General features: G+C 54.1%; 16 protein-coding genes. 9 read left to right on the top strand and 7 right to left on the bottom strand.

Features of this window, described 5'->3' with window-relative positions; genetic code table 11:
• The first annotated feature begins 10 nt into the window (after positions 1-10).
• Entirely contained in the window at positions 11-544 is a 534-nt protein-coding gene (locus tag JT31_RS21610; protein WP_200882449.1) for a GNAT family N-acetyltransferase, read from the top strand.
• Positions 545-561: 17 nt separating this feature from the next.
• On the opposite strand, the gene JT31_RS21615 is transcribed toward JT31_RS21610, so the two are convergent.
• The 5 genes from JT31_RS21615 to yebS all read right to left on the bottom strand — a co-directional run bounded on the left by JT31_RS21615 (position 562) and on the right by yebS (position 6712).
• A complete protein-coding gene (locus JT31_RS21615) occupies positions 562-753 on the bottom strand; it encodes a YebW family protein (protein ID WP_038482025.1) in 192 nt (63 codons plus the stop codon).
• Positions 754-992: 239 nt separating this feature from the next.
• Positions 993-1232, bottom strand: a complete 240-nt coding sequence (locus tag JT31_RS21620) for a YebV family protein (RefSeq protein ID WP_038482028.1) — start codon at positions 1230-1232, stop codon at positions 993-995.
• 105 nt (positions 1233-1337) lie between these two features.
• On the bottom strand, positions 1338-2786 hold the full coding sequence (gene rsmF / locus JT31_RS21625; RefSeq protein WP_038482031.1) for a 16S rRNA (cytosine(1407)-C(5))-methyltransferase RsmF: 1449 nt from the start codon (positions 2784-2786) through the stop codon (positions 1338-1340).
• 79 nt (positions 2787-2865) lie between these two features.
• Entirely contained in the window at positions 2866-5499 is a 2634-nt protein-coding gene (locus tag JT31_RS21630; protein WP_038482034.1) for a PqiB family protein, read from the bottom strand.
• Entirely contained in the window at positions 5468-6712 is a 1245-nt protein-coding gene (gene yebS, locus JT31_RS21635) for a membrane integrity lipid transport subunit YebS (RefSeq protein ID WP_370527347.1), read from the bottom strand. The genes JT31_RS21630 and yebS overlap by 32 nt, the downstream gene beginning before the upstream one ends.
• 146 nt (positions 6713-6858) lie before the next feature.
• On the opposite strand from yebS, the gene JT31_RS21640 reads away from it, so the two are divergent.
• The 4 genes from JT31_RS21640 to htpX all read left to right on the top strand — a co-directional run bounded on the left by JT31_RS21640 (position 6859) and on the right by htpX (position 11280).
• Positions 6859-7347 (top strand): GAF domain-containing protein, encoded by a 489-nt coding sequence (locus tag JT31_RS21640; RefSeq protein ID WP_038482040.1) that lies wholly within the window; start codon positions 6859-6861, stop codon positions 7345-7347.
• 104 nt (positions 7348-7451) lie between these two features.
• On the top strand, positions 7452-8135 hold the full coding sequence (gene proQ / locus JT31_RS21645; protein ID WP_038482043.1) for an RNA chaperone ProQ: 684 nt from the start codon (positions 7452-7454) through the stop codon (positions 8133-8135).
• Positions 8136-8155: 20 nt separating this feature from the next.
• The gene (prc, locus tag JT31_RS21650) at positions 8156-10204 is read left to right on the top strand and encodes a carboxy terminal-processing peptidase (RefSeq protein ID WP_038482046.1); all 2049 of its coding nucleotides are present in this window, start codon (positions 8156-8158) and stop codon (positions 10202-10204) included.
• Positions 10205-10398: 194 nt separating this feature from the next.
• Positions 10399-11280 carry a protease HtpX gene (gene htpX / locus JT31_RS21655; RefSeq protein WP_038483477.1) on the top strand — a complete coding sequence of 294 codons (882 nt, stop codon included), beginning with the start codon at positions 10399-10401 and terminating at the stop codon, positions 11278-11280.
• 45 nt (positions 11281-11325) lie between these two features.
• On the opposite strand, the gene JT31_RS21660 is transcribed toward htpX, so the two are convergent.
• Complete coding sequence (locus tag JT31_RS21660; protein ID WP_038482050.1) at positions 11326-12699, bottom strand: MFS transporter; 1374 nt, start codon at positions 12697-12699, stop codon at positions 11326-11328.
• A 175-nt stretch (positions 12700-12874) separates the two neighbouring features.
• On the opposite strand from JT31_RS21660, the gene kdgR reads away from it, so the two are divergent.
• Positions 12875-13666 (top strand): DNA-binding transcriptional regulator KdgR, encoded by a 792-nt coding sequence (kdgR, locus tag JT31_RS21665; RefSeq protein ID WP_038482053.1) that lies wholly within the window; start codon positions 12875-12877, stop codon positions 13664-13666.
• A 40-nt stretch (positions 13667-13706) separates the two neighbouring features.
• Here kdgR and JT31_RS21670 read toward each other — a convergent pair whose 3' ends face one another.
• Entirely contained in the window at positions 13707-13946 is a 240-nt protein-coding gene (locus tag JT31_RS21670; RefSeq protein WP_038483480.1) for a YobH family protein, read from the bottom strand.
• A gap of 159 nt (positions 13947-14105) precedes the next feature.
• On the opposite strand from JT31_RS21670, the gene mgrB reads away from it, so the two are divergent.
• Genes mgrB through JT31_RS21680 form a run of 3 tightly spaced genes read left to right on the top strand, consistent with a single transcriptional unit; the run spans position 14106 to position 15597 of the window.
• Positions 14106-14249: a PhoP/PhoQ regulator MgrB gene (mgrB, locus tag JT31_RS23360; RefSeq protein WP_008454016.1), complete on the top strand. Its 144-nt coding sequence runs from the start codon at positions 14106-14108 to the stop codon at positions 14247-14249.
• 54 nt (positions 14250-14303) lie between these two features.
• Complete coding sequence (locus JT31_RS21675) at positions 14304-14585, top strand: YebO family protein (protein WP_038482056.1); 282 nt, start codon at positions 14304-14306, stop codon at positions 14583-14585.
• 16 nt (positions 14586-14601) lie between these two features.
• A complete protein-coding gene (locus tag JT31_RS21680) occupies positions 14602-15597 on the top strand; it encodes an MBL fold metallo-hydrolase (RefSeq protein ID WP_038482060.1) in 996 nt (331 codons plus the stop codon).
• Positions 15598-16111 lie beyond the last annotated feature (514 nt).

Raw genomic sequence — 16111 nt, forward strand, 5'->3', positions numbered from 1 at the left:
GAGCGGAGTCATGATGGTTACTGAAGCACCACGCCTTGAAACGGAACGCCTCGTTCTGCGCCACTTCACGCTGAGCGACTACGAGGCGCTGGTCGCCTGCTGGGCCGATCCGGAAATGGTCAAATTTATCGGCGGCGGGAAGCCGCAGGACGGCGAGATGAGCTGGGGACGGCTGATGCGCTACATCGGCCACTGGCAGGCGCTGGGCTATGGCTACTGGGCTTTGTTTGAGAAACAGAGTGGGCGATTTGTCGGGTCGTTCGGTTTCCAGGAAGCTAAACGCAACCTCACGCCAGCGCTGGAGCACCCTGAGGCGGGCTGGTCGCTGATTCCGGCCGTACACGGTAAAGGGTATGCGGCTGAAGCGCTCAGCGCGGTTTTAGGCTGGGCGGATGAAAACTTCGACGGGCCGGTGTGCTGCATTATCGACGACGATAATCAACGTTCCATTGGGTTGGCGGAACGTTTCGGCTTTGTTTTCCAGCACTATGTGGAGTACCACGGTAAACCGATCAGAATGTTGGTGCGCCCGCTTAGCCGCTAGTCTTCACTGGCTCCTGCTCAGAAGTCGCTGTACTGCTGGGCAGGCTGCCAGAACCCATCGATAAAATCCTCTACCGGGTAACATCCACCGTGGCGCATGCGCTGTTCACTCATCGCGCTCAGGCACTGGCGTTCGCTGGTAAACACCTCAAGCACCAAATCGTCGCAGCCGCCGTCCAGGTAACAAACAAATAAAACCAAAGCAAACATTAGCGCCTCAGAACCGCTTCGTTTGGTTTAAGTGTAGGGGAGCAAAAGGGAGTGGGGGAAATAAATAATCCGTCCCGTGGACGGAGAACGTGCTGGCAAAAATCATTGATTTAAATAATGCACTTTGGTCTAAGAAAACAATGAATGATGTTCTCTGGTTTACTCCAAACAGCTGAAAACCACGTTTTTCGGCTGTTTGTCATCTATGTAACCCGTCTCGTGGACGGGTTCATCTTGAGTTATGCAAGGCGCATCACCCAGGCATCACGGTGCTGGTCGTAATGTTGTAGGTAAAGGACGGAGTGTTCGCCGTCCAGCACGGCGGGAATCGAGGTTTCGTCATCCCAGGCATCAAGCTGCATGCACAGGTCAGGGTCGGACTTGCAGGGGATGCTTAACGTTCGATCCCCCTGTTGTTCACCGTGTAATTCGGCATCGTCAATTTCGAAGATGCCGATCCGGACGTTGGTTTTTGTCATCTTTGGCTCCTTGTTATCTGCGGCAGGTGGTATGACCAGTAAGTCACCCCATTTTCAGCGTAGTCAAGGCAGCACAAATTGCCAACTTAAAACGTGCTTATTTCTTCAGCCAGCCTGCGGTGCGGCGAAAAGCTTGCCGTCACGGACCAGCTCTCTCGGATAGCTGTTCTTCAGGCGTGAGCCGACTTTACGCGCGAGGCCAAGCGGTTGCCCCTGGAAAGTGACAACAACCTCATCACGTGACGGTGTCACTTCTGGGTAGATATCCCGCCCACGGTACCACTCTTCGGCCTCTGCTTCGCTCAGCGGGAAACAAAGCGAGTTGTCACTTTTTACCAACGCGACCACGGCTTCATGCTGCCAGCGAAAGCCTTTGTTGTGCTGTTCGGCAAGCTTCAGGCCAATACGGGAGAAACGAACTTTGCCGATAAGGGGCTCTATTTCGGTCGGGAACAGCCAGATTTCTTTATCACGCTGCCACAGACGGAGTTCATCGCCCCAGGTAAGACCCGATTTTTCCGCGGCGGCGGTGACTTCTGCCGCCGATTTTCCCTTCATAGGCACGAAGGGGAATTTTCCCACTTTATAGCCGGGAGCTGGAAGCGGCTCGATGGAGGCCGTTTTGCGTAAACGTGCGACGAAAAAGCCTTCACAGTCGTAAATCTGCGGGAAGACGTGCAGGAAGCCTTCCGGCGTCAGCGCGCGAGCTGCTTCAGGGAAAAGCTCGTCGAGAGGCGCAATTTCTACCGCGTCCGGCCAGGTATCCAGCAGCCACTGGCAGATTTCCTGATTTTCCTGGCGATTAAGCGTGCAGGTTGAGTAGATCAGGGTGCCGCCTGGGCGCAGAGCGTGAAAAGCGCTTTCGATCAGTTCACGTTGGGTATTGGCTATCTCAGCCGTGCTTTCAGGTGACCAGTTGCGCAGGGCGTCCGGATCTTTACGCACCACGCCTTCGCCCGAGCAGGGCGCATCCAGCAGAATGGCGTCGAAGGATTCCGGCAGGGCGGCACCAAATACGCGGCCGTCAAAATGGGTAAGTGCCACGTTGCTGATACCGCAACGGCTGATGTTTGCGTGCAGGACTTTCACCCGGCTGGCAGAGTATTCGTTCGCCAGAATTGCGCCAGTATTACCCATACGAGCGGCTATCTGGGTCGTTTTTGAGCCTGGGGCGGCGGCGACGTCCATCACGCGCTGCGGTTCATTGCCGTCGGCAAACAGGGCGGCGACGGGCAGCATCGAGCTGGCTTCCTGAATGTAGAACAGGCCGCTCAGGTGTTCGGCCGTACTGCCCAGCGGCAGGGTTTCTTCATCATCTCGCTCAATCCAGAAACCTTCTTCACACCACGGCACCGGCGTCAGGCGCCAGTGATAAGGGGCGACGAGCGTGAGAAACTCGGCCACGGAGATCTTCAGCGTATTTACGCGCAGGCTGCGGCGCAGCGGCAGCTGGCAGTATTCGATAAAGCTTTCCAGCGTCTGGTCTGCGGGAAGCGCATCGCGAATAGCGTCGAGGAAAGGTTGCGGAAGATAAACGGCAGTAGATTGAGCCATGAAAAACGCCCCTGGAAAAATTAAGGGGCGCAGTTTAACACGGAATTGCCCGGGCGGCGCACCGCTCCGGGCTTGAGGGTTAGCGTGGCAGGGCGGTTCCCCACTGGCGCCACTCTTTCGGCTCGCTTTCCAGCAGCAGGAAGTGTTTGCCCGTTTCGGCCTTCGGCGAGAGCGGGATCCCCGGTGGGGTGGCAAACGCAATGCCGCCGCGAATAAACTGGTTAAAGGTCCCGGTTTTCACCACGCCACCGGTTAAGCCAAAGTCCAGGCTGTAGCCGGAAGCCAGCCAGAATACCGAACTCTCACGCACCAGATGCTGGTAGCGCTTGCTGATGCGCAGGCCAACCATTACGCGATCTGAGAGGTTGCCAAGCGTCATGCCGGTCACCGTACCAACTTCAATCCCTCGGAACAGCACCGGAGTGCCGATGCTCAGAGAACCGGCTTCCGGCACCTCGAGCACGATGTTCAGGCCGTCGGAATAACGGGAGTCGGTGATTGACGCCTCCTGTAGCTCGAAATCACGGCGTGGGTTGCCGTTGCCTGGCTCAACGTTGATGTAAGGCTGGAAAATCGTATCAAGATGATCGACGCCCGCCGCCGAGATTTGCGGCGTCACAACGGAGAAGCGGGTGCCGCCCCGTGCAAAGGTGGAAACATATTCCGGGTACAGGACCGCCTTCGCCTCAACTTCGTTACGCGACTGCGTCAGGTTCAGCGATTCAAGCTGACCAATATCGATACCCAGATAGCGGATTGGCATGCCTGCTGAAAGCTTCCCGGCATCAAACGTGTGCAGCGTTATCTGGCTGCCTACCGCCCGTGCTGCGGTTTCTGAAGCATAAAGTACGCGTTTTTCGCCTTTCACCTGACCTACGCTCGCACCGCTCATATTGTCAAAGCTGATGGCACCTTTCAGGGCACGAGAAAGCGGAGAAGCCTGAACGGTAAGCCCGCTGCCGTTAAGCTGCACGCGCGCACCGCCTTCAGCCCAGAACACGGTGTTTGGCGTCAGCAGCTTGCGGTATTCCGGCTTGATATGGACATCAATATCAAAGTTATTGGCGCGAGGGCGAATGGAGATAATTTCCCCCACCTGGAATTTGCGGTACAGCACCACGGAGCCTGTCTGGATATCGGGCAGGCTGGAGGCGGTGAGCGTTAAGGTGGTGGTGGGGATGTCGCTCAGGCTGTTTTCGATGGCCTTTTCCATGTTGGCGTAAAGCGGATAGCTGCTTTTCATCTCGCCTTTGCTGCCCGGCAACACGCGGATACCGCCGTTTACCCATTCACTGGCGCTGGCACCAAGTAACTCAACGCCGTCCATGCCGAGCTTCACGTCAATGCGGCTGTTGACGACAAACTTGCTGTCGCCCTGCAGCAGGTGGCGATACTGCGGTTCAATGGCAACGGAGAAGGTGACACCCTTCGCCGACAGATTGCGCTCGACCACCTGGCCGATTTGTATTCCGTGCAGGATAATGGGCTGCCCGGCGTCGATGCCGTAGCTCTCCGGCGCGCTCAGGGAAAGCGTCAGCACGTCAGGCTGCTGTAGCGGCGTTTTGTCGCTTGGTACTACGGTAAATTTAGCCTGCGGCTCGCCCTCGCCTGGAACGAGCTCAAAAGTGCTGCCCGTCAGCAGGCTACTGATGCTCGGATTATCGAGCGAGATTTTAGGGCTGCGTAGCTCGATACGCGTTCCGCTGCGCATCAGGCTAACAACGCCAGGGTCTACGGTCATCTCACCGGTGACGGCGCCGCCTGGGTTAAGGTTTAGCTTAGTTAATGAGCCAACTTCCAGCCCCTGATACATCAGCTTTGTCGAGCCAGCCTTGAGGCCATCGCCGCTCGGGAGGTCAAGATTAATGATGACGCCGCGCTGGCTGTGGGCCAGGTCTTCATACAGCCCAAATTCGTCATCCGCTTTTGCGGGGGCAGAGTTATCGGGGGAGTCGAAGGCTATCGCGCCATTCACCAGGGCTGCCAGGCTTTCAAGCTGAACTTTCGCCCCGCTCAGGCCTACATCCGCCTTAACGCCGGACACGTTCCAGAAGCGGCTGCCTTTTTTCACCAGGTTCGTGAAGCGGCGATCGATCAGCACGTCGACGGTCACGCCCTGTTTGTTCTGATTGATGGCGTAGTCGTACACGCGGCCAACCGGAATCTTACGGAAATAGACCAGCGAACCGCTGTTCAGCGAGCCCAGATCCGGGGCATGCAGGTGAATCATCAGCTCGCCGTTATCAAGGCGATATTTAGGCTGGGTATCGAGCGCGGTGAAATGATCGCTCGGCTCGCCTTTGCCCGGCATCATGCCGATATAGTTCCCGCCAACCAGTGCATCAAGCCCGGATACCCCGGCGAGAGAGGCCTTCGGCGTGACCAGCCAGAACTGAGTATCCTCCCGCAAAGCGTCCTTCATGTCGCTTTTGATGCTGACTTTGACTTCGATTTTACGCAGATCGTCGCTCAGGCTAATGTTCTGCACGGTACCGACTTCAACCCCCTGGTAACGCACGGGCGTACGGCCGGCAACAATGCCGTCGGCAGAGATAAAATCGATGGTAACGGTGTTACCGCGCTCCTGATAAGTCGTCCAGATCAGCCAGCCGGCGATCAGCAACGCAATAATAGGTAACAGCCAGAAAGGGGAGATCCGGCGTTTTGTTTTAATTCGCGCCTCAGTCGGTGAAGCGGGCGTTTCCTGACTCATGTGCGTCCCAAAGTAGTCGGCTATCCAGCCATTCGACGGCAAGAATAGTTAATATAACCGCCGCGCCAAAGAAGACCGCGGCGGGACCCATCGTAAAAGCTAACAGCTGGTCACGATTAACCAGTGACATCATCAATGCAATGACAAACAGATCGAGCATAGACCAGCGGCCAATCCAGGTGACAAAGCGCAGCAGCAAAATACGGGTTCTTAGTCCCTGCTGGCATTTGAAATGAATGCTGATAAGAAGCGTAATCAATACAATAACTTTAGTAAACGGCACCAGGATACTGGCAATAAATACCACCGCGGCGACGGCAATATTGCTGTGCGCCAGAGAGATAATGCCCGACATAATGGTGTCTTCCTGGCGTGCTCCGTTCACGTAGATAATCGAAATAGGCAGCAGGTTAGCCGGCAGCAGAAAGACCAGGGAAGCAATCAGCGCCGCCCAGGATTTTTGTAAGCTTTGTTTACGGCGATGGTACAGCGGCACGTGGCAACGAGGGCAGCGGCCTCGCTCGTCCGGCACGCCGGTGAAATGGCAGCCGAGGCAAACTCGCAGCTGGGCGTTAAAGGCGCGCGCCGGGCGCTGCGGATAGAAACGCTCCCAAAGCTGCTCAATATTCAGGTGGATCATCGTCAGCAGGCTCAGGACCACCAGAACGATAAAGGCGATGAGGCCGGGACCTGGCTGTATAAAAGCGTACTCGCGAACCTTAATACAGGCCACGCCAATCCCCACCAGGTAGATATCCAGCATTACCCATTCTTTGAGCTTATCCAGCATCAGCAGCACCGGGCGAAGGTTCATTCCCAGAATGTTGCCAAAACAAAGGTAAGCGATAGCCGCGACCAGCGTCGCTGGGGCGCCGACAACGCAGAAGAGCACCACGGCGGCGGTAAGCACGTCCCCCTGGCTCGCCATCTGCCAGATCCCCTGCATAACGTTCGCATCAATCTTTGAACCCAGCAGGTAAATGCGCAGCAGCGGATCGGAGAAGGCGACCGGCATCAGCACCAGCATCGCCACGGCCATTGCCCCCAGGCGAGTTAATGACCAGTCGCGGCCATTGTGTACTTTTGCCTCACAGCAGGGGCAGTAGGCGCTTTGTGTCGATTTGACCGGCGGCAGTGAGAAAAGGGTATCGCATTGGGGACAACGCTGATAACGTGCCTGAGGCAGGGCCTGACTAATGGCGTGTATTTTCATAGTGCGTCGTAAGCCGGGAGCGTTGTTATCTGAATTATTCATTTAGCCTATCGTAATTCATAAAATGATACACCTTGTGGCACGGCGCATTTAATGCTTATTTTAGTATGCTACGAAGTAAAGTAAGACAACATAACGGTTATTTAATGAACAAAGAACAATTTTACGCGGATCTCAACCGCGATTTTAGTGCGTTAATGGCAGGTGAAACCAGCTTCCTCGCAACGCTGGCAAATACCAGTGCTTTGCTGTTTGAACGTCTGGACGGTGTTAACTGGGCAGGATTCTATCTTCTTGAGGCACAAACGCTAGTCCTGGGACCCTTCCAGGGCAAAATTGCCTGCGTGCGTATTCCTGTAGGTAAGGGCGTATGCGGTACTGCTGTCTCCACAGGAACGATCCAACGTGTCGAAGACGTGCACGCCTTTGATGGGCATATCGCCTGCGATGCAGCCAGCAATTCTGAAATCGTTTTGCCGTTGACGGTTGATGGTCAGACGATCGGCGTCCTGGATATCGACAGCACCGAGTACGGCCGTTTTTCAGAAGAAGACGAAATCGGTTTAAAAACCTTGGTTTCGCGGCTTTCAGACGTGCTAAGCGGCACTGATTTTAAAAAATTCTTCCCTCGATAGCATGATAAGCAACGGATAACGTGGCATTTAGCGATGGCGTCATTATAATGTCGCCTGTTCATGCCTGCGACTTATTGGCAACTCCGTTGTAATCAGGAAATTTCATGGAAAATCAACCTAAGTTGAATAGTAGTAAAGAAGTCATCGCATTTTTGGCCGAGCGTTTTCCACGCTGTTTTAGCGCTGAAGGTGAAGCCCGTCCGTTGAAGATTGGTATCTTCCAGGATTTAGTTTCTCGTGTTGAAGGCGAAATGAGCCTCAGCAAAACTCAGCTTCGCTCGGCATTACGCCTTTATACATCAAGCTGGCGTTACCTGTACGGCATCAAAGCTGGCGCGACTCGCGTAGATCTTGATGGCAACCCGTGCGGTGAGCTGGACGAACAGCATGTAGAACATGCTCGCCAGCAGCTTGAGGAAGCAAAAGCCCGCGTTCAGGCCCAGCGCGCTGAACAGCAGGCGAAGAAACGCGAAGCAGCCGCCGCCGCTGGCGGAACGGAAGAGGCTCCGCGCCGCGAACGTAAACCTCGCCCGGCCGCAGCACCTCGTCGTAAAGAAGCCGCTGAGCGCAAACCTCGGACGGAAAAACCGGCACCTAAGGCACCTCGCGAAGAGCGTCGTACCCCGGTTACGGATATTACCGCTCTGCAGGTTGGACAGGCCATTAAAGTTAAAGCCGGTAACAACGCAATGGATGCTACCGTACTGGAAATTACCAAAGATGGCGTCCGTGTACAGCTGACTTCTGGTATGGCAATGATCGTACGCGCAGAACACTTGCAGTTCTGAAACGGAGGCCTGACTCAGGCATGAACAAACTCTTTAAGCTTACGGCTATCGCCAGCCTGCTGTTCGTGGCAGGCAGTGCCCTGGCCCTGGACAACATTACTCGTGCTGACCAGATTCCGCAGTTGAAGGAAGAAGCTCAGCACGCAACCGTAAGCGAGCGCGTGACGTCTCGCTTTACGCGCTCGCACTACCGTCAGTTCGATCTTGACGCTAACTTCTCGGCAAAAATCTTCGATCGCTACCTGAACCTGCTGGACTACAGCCATAACGTGCTGCTGGCAAGTGACGTTGCGCAATTTGCCGCGAAGAAAGGGCAGATTGGTGACGAGCTGCGTAGCGGTAAGCTCGACGTATTTTATGATTTATACAATCTGGGTCAGAAGCGCCGTTTTGAACGCTATCAGTACGCGTTGAAGGTGCTGGCGAAGCCAATGGACTTCACCGGCAACGACACCATTAATCTGGATCGCAGCAAGTCGCCGTGGCCGACAAGCGTTGATGAGCTGGACAAGCTCTGGGACGCAAAAGTTAAGTACGACGAGCTGAGCCTGAAGCTGGCCGGTAAAACCGAGCAGGAAATTCGTGAAACGCTGACCAAACGCTATCAGTTTGCGATCCGCCGTCTGGCGCAAAGCAACAGCGAAGATGTGTTCTCGCTGGCGATGACCGCGTTTGCGCATGAGATAGATCCTCACACCAACTATCTTTCCCCGCGCAGCACCGAACAGTTCAACACCGAAATGAGCCTTTCTCTGGAAGGCATCGGCGCGGTTCTGCAGATGGACGATGACTACACGCTGATCAATTCGATGGTTGCGGGCGGTCCTGCGGCGAAAAGCAAGGCCATTACCGTAGGCGATCGCATCGTTGGCGTAGGCCAGACGGGTAAACCGATGGTTGACGTTATCGGCTGGCGTCTGGACGACGTCGTGGCGCTGATTAAAGGGCCAAAAGGCAGCAAAGTTCGCCTTGAGATCCTGCCTGCGGGCAAAGGGACCAAAACGCGTACCGTGACGCTGACCCGTGAGCGTATCCGTCTGGAAGACCGTGCGGTCAAAATGTCGGTGAAAACGGTCGGTAAAGATAAAGTCGGCGTGCTGGATATTCCTGGCTTCTACGTTGGCCTCACCGATGACGTGAAGGTTCAGCTGCAGAAGCTGGAAAAACAGAACGTCAAGAGCGTGATTATCGATCTGCGTTCTAACGGCGGCGGCGCGTTGACCGAAGCGGTTTCTCTATCCGGCCTGTTTATTCCAAGTGGTCCGGTAGTTCAAGTTCGCGACAACAACGGTAAAGTCCGTGAAGATAGCGATACCGACGGCGTGGTTTACTACAAAGGCCCGCTGGTCGTGCTGGTTGACCGCTTTAGCGCCTCGGCCTCTGAAATCTTTGCTGCGGCAATGCAGGATTACGGCCGTGCGCTGATTGTCGGCGAGCCGACCTTCGGGAAAGGCACCGTCCAGCAGTATCGCTCTTTGAACCGCATCTACGATCAGATGCTGCGCCCTGAGTGGCCAGCGCTGGGGTCCGTGCAGTACACCATTCAGAAGTTCTACCGCATCAACGGCGGCAGTACCCAGCGTAAAGGTGTAACTCCAGACATCATGATGCCGACCGGGACCGAGCAAACGGAAACCGGCGAGAAGTTCGAAGACAATGCGTTGCCTTGGGACAGCATCAATGCGGCGACCTACGTGAAGACCGGTGATTTAACGCCGTTCGAGCCGGAGCTGCTGAAGCTGCATCAGGAGCGCATCGCAAAAGATCCGGAGTTCCAGTACATCATGAAGGACATTGCGCGTTTCAATGCCCTGAAAGAAAAACGTAATATCGTTTCCCTCAATTACGCCCAGCGCGAAAAAGAGAATCAGGAAGACGATGCTACGCGCCTGGCCCGAATAAACGATCGCTTCAAACGTGAAGGCAAAGCGCCGATTAAGAAACTCGACGACCTGCCGAAGGACTATCAGGAAGCCGATCCGTATCTGGACGAAACGGTTCACATTGCCGTCGACCTGGCCGGCATAGAGCAGGACAGGCCGGCGGAGCAGCCGGCTCCGGCGAAATAACTCTCCCGGATGGGCACCCGAAACGGTGCCCATTTTTTTACCTGTCTCCAGCGATGTAAGACAAATGCATACAAAATGTAAAGTTATGTATTATTAATCACTTGGCGGCGTCAGATGCTTGAAAATAGGCGGCGCGCCCCTACGATGTTGTGGAGCGCAAAGAGCGTGTTTTTAACCGAGGTAAAAAGAAAATTATGATGCGTATCGGGCTTTTCCTGCTGACCAACCTTGCGGTAATGGTCGTTTTCGGGCTGGTGCTAAGCCTGACGGGGATCCAGTCAAGCAGCGTTCAGGGTCTGATGATCATGGCGGTGCTGTTTGGCTTTGGCGGCTCAATTATTTCCCTGCTGATGTCAAAATGGATGGCGTTACGTTCAGTAGGCGGTGAGGTGATTGAGCAGCCTCGTAACGAAACTGAGCGCTGGTTAATCGAAACCGTGCGCCAGCAGTCGCAGCAGGCGGGGATCGCGATGCCGCAGGTGGCGATTTATCATGCGCCGGACATCAATGCGTTTGCTACCGGGGCGCGACGTAACGCTTCTCTGGTGGCGGTCAGTACGGGTCTGTTGCAGAACATGAGCCGTGACGAAGCCGAAGCGGTTATCGCCCACGAAATTAGCCACATCGCCAACGGCGACATGGTGACGATGACCCTGATTCAGGGCGTGGTGAACACCTTCGTTATCTTTATTTCCCGCATCATCGCTCAGGTAGCTTCCGGCTTCCTGTCCGGGAACCGTGATGAAAACGAAAGCAGCAACGGTAACCCGCTGATTTACTTTGCGGTCGCTACGGTGCTGGAGCTGGTGTTTGGTATTCTGGCGAGCATCATCACCATGTGGTTCTCACGTCACCGTGAATTCCACGCCGATGCCGGTTCTGCGAAACTGGTGGGTCGCGAGAAGATGATTGCTGCGCTGCAGCGTTTGAAAACCAGCTATGAGCCGCAGGAAGCCAGCAGCATGATGGCGTTTTGCATCAACGGGAAGGCTAAGTCAATGAGCGAACTGTTCATGACCCACCCGCCGCTGGACAAACGTATCGAAGCGCTGCGCAGCGGTGAATACCTGAAGTAACGGAAACATTGAACTGAAAAAGCGTGCCCTGGCGGCACGCTTTTTTTATGCCTGCGCCCGAGGCTGGGACATTCTGAGCCCGCTGACAACGGCGGCCACGGTGGCAAAGATCCCCGCCAGTATCAGCGAGGCATGGGTGCCGCTCGCGCCAAACAGGTTAAACATTAGCGCCACCAGCGCGGCCCCGCAGCTTTGGCCCAGCAGGCGGGCGGTGCCCAACATGCCGCTGGCACCTCCGCTGCGATGACGGGGCGCGGATGAGATAATGGTGTGGTTGTTTGGCGACTGGAAAAGGCCAAAGCCTGCGCCACAAAGCACCATACGCCAGATGATGTTGATATCGGACGGATCGTGCGGCAGCATTGCCAAAGCAAAAAGGCCGCAGGCCATCACGAAAAGCCCCACGGCACCCATCAGGCCGGCGTGAACCCGCTCGATCAGGTAGCCCGCCAGCGGAGCCATCACCATGGTCGCCAGCGGCCACGGCGTTAACAGCAGCCCGGTTTCAACTTCACTCCGCCCCAGCACGGTTTGCATAAAAAAGGGCAGGGAGACCAGCGCCAGCATCTGGGCGCCAAACGAGCATATTGAGGTGCCGATAGACAGCGAAAAAATCGGGATCCTCAGCAGGTCAACCGGCAGCAGCGGGAACGGAAGGCGCAGCTGGCGACGAATAAAGAAATAGCCGATTATCACCAGCGCGGCCAGCTCACCAATGATGACTGAGCCAGGCTGGCCTTGTGAAAAGCCGCTGATAGCCGAAATCAGCAGGCCGAAGGTCAGGGCGTTCATTATCGCGCTCGGAATGTCAAAGCGCTGACCCTGAGATTTCTGCTGATTAGGCGGCAAATAGCGCAGGGCCAAAACCAGCGAAACAATGCCAATCGGCACGTTGATCAAAAACAGCCATTGCCAGGAAGCGACGGAAAGGATCGCCGCGGCAACGGTAGGGCCAGCGGCTGAGGAAACGGCCACGATAAACGAATTGACGCCCATACCTCGGCCAAGAAAACGCTGAGGGTAAATAAGGCGAATCAACGCGGTGTTGACGCTCATCAGCGCCGCACCGCCAAATCCCTGCAGCACACGGGCAAACGTCAACATTGGCAGAGAGGTTGAGGTGGCGCAAAACAGCGACGTCAGGCAGAACAGCACCAGGCCGCACTGATAGATACGACGGTAGCCAAAAATATCGCCGAGAAATGAAAGTGACAGCAGCGAAACGATGATCGCTATCTGATAGGCGTTAACCACCCAAATAGACTCCGCCGGGCTGGCGTTTAAATCATGAGCAATGGTAGGCAGGGCGACGTTAGCGATAGCGCCGTCCAGAACGGCCATCATAATGCCGAGCGCGATGGTGAGAATGGCACCATAACGTTGAGGCGCAGGTAAGCCGTCGGACACGAATTTATCCATACTTGAAATGTGTTGTCTGAAGTCGTTAGGAGGGTAATGATTTTATCATCAATTAATCTCGTGAATGCCGCAGATTTGTAACGAATCAGCAGGCTTTAATTGCGGCTCCCGCGGGGCATCCATATACTAAAAAGCAGTTCCGATTTTTATAAAACAACAACGCCCGAGGTGATACATGGCACTCTCAGATCCCGATAAACAACCCGATTCAGTTTCTTCCGTGCTGAAAGTTTTCGGCATCTTGCAGGCGCTTGGTGAGGAAAAAGAAATTGGAATAACCGAGCTGTCTCAGCGAGTGATGATGTCCAAAAGCACCGTGTATCGCTTTTTGCAGACCATGAAATCCTTAGGCTATGTTTCTCAGGAAGAGGAGTCGGAAAAATATGCGCTCACGCTGAAGCTTTTTGAGCTGGGCAGCGGCGCGCTGCAAAACGTCGACCTCATCCGTAGCGCGGATTTACAGATGCGCGAACTGTCCCGGCTGACCAGAGAAGCCATTCACCTCGGCGCGCTGGACGAAAGCAGCATTGTTTATATTCATAAAATTGACTCGCTCTATAATCTGAGAATGTACTCCCGCGTAGGGCGTCGCAATCCGCTTTACAGCACGGCTATTGGCAAGGTTTTGCTGGCGTGGCGGGATCGCGGGGAGGTTCTGGATATTCTCGGCGACGTTGAATACGTCCGCAGTACGGAACGCACCATCGTCAGCACTGAAGCGCTTCTCCCGGTGCTTGAGCAGGTTCGTAAACAGGGTTACGGGGAAGACAACGAAGAGCAGGAAGAGGGCATCCGCTGCGTAGCGGTGCCGGTGTTCGATCGTTTTGGTGTGGTCATTGCTGGAATGAGCATTTCATTCCCAACGTTACGCTACACTGAGGAAGGGCTGGCTGAATACGTGAAGATTCTGCATGAGGCAGCCCGCACGCTGTCACGGCAGATGGGCTACCATCACTATCCTTTCTGATTCGTGAAAGCGGGCCGCGTAAAGCCGCGGCCAGGTCTGTCTACCCGTTATCAATAGTTTTATCGACTTTACGCAGCAGCGGGCAGTCGGTCAGGCCAATAATCCCGCTGTCGGTATGAATAAACTGTGCGGTCACGGTATTACGTGCCGTGAGGTACTTACATTGCAGTCCTAGCCCGGCTGCATTTTCTTTGCTGCCAATCAACACGCCGTACCCGGAGAGCAATAAGCCTGTCCAGACGATGGCGATAACAATTACCGTACGAATAATCACGCGCATACTTACCTCAAACATCAATCAATCTTTGTAGCAAGCTTATCCTGGATTACAGATGTCACAATCTGATGATTCTGAAATGAAAAAGCAGGAAACGTTACTTATGGTTTAGTTGGATAGTGGTAAATTATCGAAATTCTATGGTCAAGAGGTGGCGTTGTAGTGAGAAAGTACAGATGGGTGATTGTTTTAGTGATTGTGGTTACCTGCCTGCTGTTATGGACTCAAATGATAAATGTGATGTGCGACCAGGATGTGCAATTTTTCAGCGGCATTTGTACCATTAATAAATTTATCCCCTGGTAGTGATGCTTCTCTCTCTGCCTCAGGTGTAGAATGCATTTTTTTTGAGGTGGTAAGATGAACGAAATGGGTTTTAGCGCTCTGAATATCATGCCGCTGGCTATCTCGCTGGTGACGTTGATTGTGGGCCTTGTATTGTGGTTTTTTGTGAACCGTTCCAGCAGCCGTGCAAACGATCAGATTGCCTTGCTTGAAGAGCTGGTGGATTTACAAAAGCGTCAAAACGCTTTGCTGCGCCGTCTGTGTGAAGCAAACGAACCGGAGTCGGAGCAAAAACCGGCTATGGCTGCGCAAGAAGATAATGATGACGACTTTGTGCGTCTGGTAGCTGAACGCTAAACAGGCTGGAGGTGGGATGAGCTGGAAAAACCCCTGGTACAACCCGCAATTATCCCACCATCTGCCCGACGGGTTTCGCAATGCGGAACCGGCTGTACGGCAGCCCGGCGACGTCAAACGGTGGCGTCAGGAGCGTAAAGCGCAGCAGCTCCCGCATCCTCCCGTCGAAGGGTATTCCACGTTTATTGAACGCTGGTGGCAGCGCGCAGACCTGAGCGGCAGCGATGACCGCGTGTGGTGGCTGGGGCATGCCAGTTTGTTACTGCGGCTCAATGGCTACTTTTTACTGACCGACCCCGTTTTTTCTCGCCGTGCATCCCCCGTTTCTTTTGCTGGACCCTCCCGGCGCACCGAAGTGCCAATCGATCTTAAACAGCTCCCCCGGCTGGATGCGGTACTTATTTCACATAACCATTACGACCATCTGGACAGCAAAACCGTACGCAGGTTGGTCAAACGTTTCCCGGACGTGCATTTTTTCGTGCCGCTTGGCCTGAAGGCGTGGTTCAGCAAGCGTGGAATAGAGCAGGTGACGGAGCTGGACTGGTGGCAAAGCTTTAACTGGTGCGGCATGGTTTTTACCGCCGTGCCGGCCCGCCACTGGAGTATGCGAACTTTTTGGGATCGTAACCGTTCATTGTGGTGCGGCTGGGTGATAGAGCACGGCCCGCTGCGCTTTTGGTTCAGCGGCGATTCCGGTTACACCGAGTCTCTGGCAGAGATCTTCCGGCGATTAGGTCCGTTTGATATGGCGGCATTGCCTATCGGCGCCTATGAACCTCGCTGGTTTATGGGGGATCACCATATGGATCCTCAGCAGGCCGTTGCGCTATGGCAAAAGATGGGCAAACCCACGACGATTCCTATTCACTGGGGGGTATTTGAACTTGCCGATGAGTCGCTCGATAAACCGCCCCGGGAATTGCGTGAGGCATTGGATGAGCAGGGGGAAGGCGATGATGTGTTTTCTCCGCTGCGTATTGGTCAAAGTTTGCCCTTAACGAAAAAATAAGAATTTATTATTATCACTTCTTGTGATGATTCTATTTCTATTTGTGCCCATTAAATCAGCGGTCAGTCTCTCTTTTAATTCATCGAAACGTTTTTATTGCCTTATCCTGGGGCAATTTGTCATTAAACTTTCATTATTTTGGTGCATTATAATCGGTCTGCTGTACAAGCTTTATTCTGCAGTGCATTTAAAAGGCCATGGCGAAAGCCGTTATCCTGACGTCCTGACTGGCCTTAGGTTAATTTGTGCATAGATATGCATAAAAAATCATAAAGATATATCCTCAAAAGTGGATTTTATTAAACGGATATCTGGACGAAAAGTAAGGTTTACGCTAAGGTTCCAAAGTTGCCGGAATGTTGTTGAAACACAATCTCTTGCGGTAACTTTACGTGGCGAAAATTTACGTCAATAAGCGCAGATTACTTTCTTAAAGTAATCGTGTAATTTTCTGAATCTGTGCGGCAGATCGACACATGCTTAAAAATGGCTTGCCATTGTTTACGTTGTGTGT

The sequence above is a fragment of the Cedecea neteri genome, from assembly GCF_000757825.1.
GTDB classification, from domain to species: Bacteria; Pseudomonadota; Gammaproteobacteria; order Enterobacterales; family Enterobacteriaceae; genus Cedecea; species Cedecea selenatireducens.